Source organism: Reyranella massiliensis 521 (genome assembly GCF_000312425.1).
In the GTDB taxonomy this organism is placed as follows: Bacteria; Pseudomonadota; Alphaproteobacteria; order Reyranellales; family Reyranellaceae; genus Reyranella; species Reyranella massiliensis.
Window position 1 is genome coordinate 2,505,370 of sequence record NZ_HE997181.1, and the last position, 4,684, is coordinate 2,510,053.

At 69.2% G+C, this 4,684-nt stretch carries 3 protein-coding genes and 1 pseudogene; 2 read left to right on the forward strand and 2 right to left on the reverse strand.

Annotated elements, in window-relative coordinates; all coding sequences use genetic code 11:
* Positions 1-67: 67 nt before the first annotated feature.
* Complete coding sequence (locus BN60_RS12320; protein WP_020696359.1) at positions 68-1,828, reverse strand: ABC transporter transmembrane domain-containing protein; 1,761 nt, start codon at positions 1,826-1,828, stop codon at positions 68-70.
* A 10-nt stretch (positions 1,829-1,838) separates the two neighbouring features.
* Positions 1,839-2,144 (reverse strand): iron donor protein CyaY, encoded by a 306-nt coding sequence (cyaY, locus tag BN60_RS12325; RefSeq protein ID WP_020696360.1) that lies wholly within the window; start codon positions 2,142-2,144, stop codon positions 1,839-1,841.
* A gap of 128 nt (positions 2,145-2,272) precedes the next feature.
* Here cyaY and rpmE point away from each other — a divergent pair.
* Both rpmE and BN60_RS12335 read left to right on the forward strand, forming a co-directional pair.
* A pseudogene (gene rpmE / locus BN60_RS31460) lies at positions 2,273-2,485 on the forward strand (50S ribosomal protein L31); the annotation flags it as partial.
* A 206-nt stretch (positions 2,486-2,691) separates the two neighbouring features.
* Positions 2,692-4,684: molybdopterin-containing oxidoreductase family protein (locus BN60_RS12335; RefSeq protein ID WP_020696362.1), on the forward strand; the 1,993-nt coding region annotated here is incomplete at its 3' end.

The following is a 4,684-nucleotide window of genomic DNA, read 5'->3' on the forward strand; positions in this document are numbered from 1 at the left end:
GGAGGGGCTATGACCCCTCCGCCTCGTAAGACAAGGCACCTCCCCATTTGAATGGGGAGGCGAGAACCTAACTCGCCGCGGCGGCTTCGGACAGGTTGAACTGGAGTTCGGCCAGGCGGGCGTAGAGGCCGTCGCGGCGCACCAGGTCGGCGTGGCGGCCGACATCGACCACCCGGCCCTGGTCGATCACCACGATGCGGTCGGCCTTCTGCACGGTCGCCAGGCGATGGGCGATCACCAGGGTCGTGCGCTTGTGCATCAGCTTGTCGAGCGCCTGCTGGACGGCCAGTTCGCTCTCGGCGTCGAGCGCGCTGGTCGCCTCGTCGAGCAGCAGCACCGCCGGATCGCAGAGCAGCGCGCGCGCGATGGCGACGCGCTGGCGCTGGCCGCCGGAGAGACGCACGCCGCGCGCGCCGAGATCGGTGGCGAAGCCCTGCGGCAGCGCGTCGATGAAGCCCAGCGCCGAAGCCGCGTCGGCGGCCGCGCGCACCTCGGCGTCGCTGGCGTCGGGCCGGCCGTAGCGGATGTTGTCGGCGACCGAGGCGCTGAACAGCATCGGCTCCTGCGGCACGGTCGCCAGCGCGCGGCGGAGATCGTGCAGCTTGAGATCGCGCACGTCGATGCCGTCCAGCCGTACCACGCCCTTCTCGGGATCGTAGAAGCGCAGCAGCAGGTTGAAGACGGTCGTCTTGCCGGCGCCCGAAGGACCCACGATCGCCACCGTCTCGCCGGGCGCGATGTCGAGGTCGAAGCCGTCGAGCGCCAGCGCATCGGGCCGTGCGGGATAGCGGAACGAAACGCCGTCGAACGCGACCGCGCCCTTCACCGGGTGCGGCAGCGGCTTGGGCATCGCGGGCTCGGCGATGGACGGCGGTTCGGCGCGCAGCTCGGCCAGCCGTTCGGCCGCGCCCGAGGCACGCTGCAGGTCGCCGATGGTCTCGCTGATCGCGCCGCCGGAGCTGGCGACCAGCACCGCGTAGAAGACGAAGGCCGAGAGATCGCCGGCGCTGATGCGGCCGGTCAGCACGTCGTGGCCGCCCATCCACAGCAGGAAGCCCACCGCCGAGAAGACGATGAAGATCACCAGCGTGGTCATGATGGCGCGCCGCGAGATGCGCTTGGCCGCTGCCTGGAAAGCCCGCTCCGTCGCCTCGCCGAAGCGGCGGGCCGCGCGATCCTCCTGGGCAAACGCCTGCACGGTGCGCACACCGTCGAGCGCTTCGCTGCCTTCGGAAACCATGTCGCCCATGCGCGCCTGCGCCTCGCGCGACAGCGCCTTCACCTGACGGCCGAACAGGATGATCGGCACGACGGTGAGCGGCACGACGGCCAGCGTCCACGCCGCGAGCTTGGGGTTGGTCACGACCAGCATGACCACGCCGCCGAGGCACATCAGCGTGTTGCGCAGCGCCACCGAGGCCGAGGAGCCGATGACCTGCTCGATGAGCTGTGCGTCGGCGGAGATGCGGCTCATCACGTCGCCGGAACGCTTGATTTCGAACCAGGCGGGCCCCAGCCGCACGACATGCGCGAAGAGATCGCGCCGCAGGTCGCCCACCACCCGCTCGCCCAGCCAGGAGACGAGGTAGTAACGGGCGCCCGACGCGATCGCCAGCACGATGGCCACCGCCAGCAGCGAGGCCAGCGCATAGTTCAGGACGTCGGGCCGGCCCTGCGCAAAGCCGCGGTCGATCAGCGCCCGCAGACAGGCACCGAAGGCCAGCACCGTCCCCGCCGCCACCAGCAGCGACAGCAGCGCCAGCACGGTCCGGCCGCGATAGGGCCTGAGATAGGGTCCGAGGAGCGCGAGGCCGCCGAAGCGATTCATGCCGCCTCCCTCACGGGGCCTGCCAGTTGATCGGGAAGCCGAATTCTTCCGACAGGACCTCCAGCAGGTCGCCGCCGCCGCGGGTATCCAGCCACTTCCCGGCCTCGGCCGCGAAGGCATAGTGGCGGGCGCCGCTGCGGGGCGAACTCAGCCAGACTTGCCGTGTGGGTGCATGTTTATTGACGATCCAGGTGCCCTCTTCGCCCTCGACGGTGAGGACCCCGCCCTGCAGCTCGGCGTCGGCATGGTCGGCAATCGCCTCCTCAAGGGCGGCGAGCAGGCTGTCGGCGAGGCTTTCGAAAGCTGAATCGGTCATGATCCGGGCCGGTCTACAGGCCGAGGAAGGCCCGGACAACCGACTTGTGGCCGCGTCCCCGGGCTTGTATACCCGCGGCCCTGTCGCGGGCCGGTCGGAATCGGCCCTGAGCGCGCTGGAGAAAGTTCATGCAAGACAAGATCCACCCGGACTACCACAAGATCACCGTGGTGATGACCGACGGCACGTCCTTCGAGACGAAGTCGACCTGGGGCAAGGAAGGCGCGAGCCTCCGCCTCGACATCGATCCCAAGACGCATCCGGCCTGGACGGGCGTGCGCCAGAGCATCGACCGTGGCGGTCGTGTGCAGCGCTTCAAGGATCGCTTCGGTATGACCGGCTCGGCCACCGCGGCCATGGGCGCCGGCACCAAGGCGTCGGGCGCGAAGGCGGAAGCCGCTCCTGAAGCAAAGCCGGCTAAAGGCGCAGCCAAGAAGAAGTAAGTCCCGGTTTCCGCCGGGCCTCTGCTACAGTCGCGCCGCGATACCCAACGGGAGGCGGCGTGGTGAAGTCTGTACGAGTTGTCTGTGCGCACGATTGTCCCGACATGTGCTCCCTCATTGCACATGTCGATAACGGCAAGGTGGTGCGTGTCCAGGGCGACCCCGACCATCCCTATACGGCAGGCTTCGCCTGCGGCAAGGTCAACCGCGACGCCGATCTGGTGAACTCGCCGGAGCGCATCGCGACGCCTCTGCGCCGCAGCGGTCCCAAGGGTTCGGGCCAGTTCACGCGCATCACCTGGGACGAAGCGCTCGACGAGATCGCCGCGCGCTGGAAGGCGATCATCGCCGAGAGCGGCCCCGAGGCGATCCTGGGCTACGCCTACTCCGCCCATCAGGGCCTGATGAACCGCGGGCTGGTCGGCGGCCTCTTCCATGCGCTCGGCACGTCGCGGCTGCAGGCCGGCACGGTCTGCGACACCTGCTGCGAGACCGCGTGGGACGTGACGGTGGGACCCGTGGGCGGCGCCGATCCCGAATCGGTCGTGCATTCCGATCTGGTCGTGTCGTGGGGCGCCGACCTCGCGGCGACCAACGTCCATTTCTGGGCGCTGGCCGAAACGCAGAAGAAGCAGCGCGGCATGCCGATCGTCGTGATCGATCCGCGCCGCACGCGCAGCGCCAAGGCAGCCGACCTCTATTTGCCCATCCGCATCGGCACCGATGCCGCCCTCGCGCTGGGCGTCATGCACATCCTGGTACGCGACGGCCTCGCCAATCGCGACTACATCGCCAAGCACACGCTGGGCTTCGACAAGGTCGAGCGCGACGTGCTGCCGAGGTTCACACCGGAGCGCACCGCCGAGATCACCGGGCTTTCGGTGGCCGACATCGAGAAGTTCGCCGCGATGTACGGCAAGGCCAAGGCCGCGCTCATCCGTCTCGGCGAAGGCATGACCCGCCTCGTCAACGGCGGCCAGGCGCTGCGCACTGTGGTGCTGCTACCGGGCGTCACCGGCCACTATGCCGTGAAGGGCGGCGGCTCGCTGCTGCTGACGGCCGCATCGTGCGATCTCAACTACGCCGCGGTGCGCAAGCCCTCGGGCCCGGCGACGGCGCGCATGGTGAACCACCTGCGACTCGGCGAAGAACTCCTCAACATGAAGGACCCGCCGCTGCGCGCGCTCTATGTCTCGGCCAACAATCCGGCCGTGACCTGCCCGGAAGTGCACAAGGTGCAGAAGGGGCTTAGCCGCGAGGACCTGTTCACCGTCGTGCACGACCCGTTCATGACCGACACGGCGCGCTACGCCGACATCGTGCTGCCGGCCGCGAGCTACCTCGAAACCGACGATCTCTACCGTGCCTACGGCGCCTACTGGATGCAGTGGGGCCAGAAGGCCGCCGAGCCGGCGGGCGAAGCGCGCTCCAACTTCCACGTCGCGCAGGCACTGGCGCAGCGCATGGGCGTGACGGACCGGATCTTCACCCTCACCCCGCGCGAGGCGGCCGAGGAGCTGCTCAAGGGCGCGACCGGCCCCGCCGCCAAGGCCGATCCGGCGAAGCTCTTTGCCGGCGAGCCGCACCACATCGCGCACGACTGGCAGGGCCAGCCCTTCAAGACGCCGTCGGGCAAGCTGGAGTTCTATTCCGAGCAGCTCGCCAAGCAGGGCGTGTCGCCGGTTCCCGACTGGCAGCCCGATCCCATCGAGGAAGCGGATGCGAAGAAGTGGCCGCTGCGCCTGCTGACGGCGCCCGGCTACTTCCAGGCGCACACGGCTTTCTCCGGCGTCGGCTTCCTGCGCAAGCGCGAGGGCCAGCCCTTCTGCATCCTGCATCCCGAGGACGCCGCCAAGCGCGGCCTCAAGGACGGCGACCAGGTGCGCGTGTTCAACGAGCGCGGCGAGGTCGGCCTGATGCTGAAGGTCGTCGACGAAGTGCAGCCCGGCGTGCTGCTGGTCCCCGGCCAGCGCCCGACTTCCGAGGCGGTGTCCGGCACGATCAACATGCTCTGCTCGGACCGCTACACCGACATGGGCGAAGGCGCGACCTACCAGAGCACCTTCCTCGACGTCGGCCCCTGGAAGGCACAGGCGG

What these genes read in the sequence shown, in the direction of transcription:
- BN60_RS12320 (WP_020696359.1), bottom strand. Translation starts at nt 1,828, where the DNA reads ATGAATCGCTTCGGCGGCCTCGCGCTCCTCGGACCCTATCTCAGGCCC.
- cyaY (WP_020696360.1), bottom strand. Translation starts at nt 2,144, where the DNA reads ATGACCGATTCAGCTTTCGAAAGCCTCGCCGACAGCCTGCTCGCCGCC.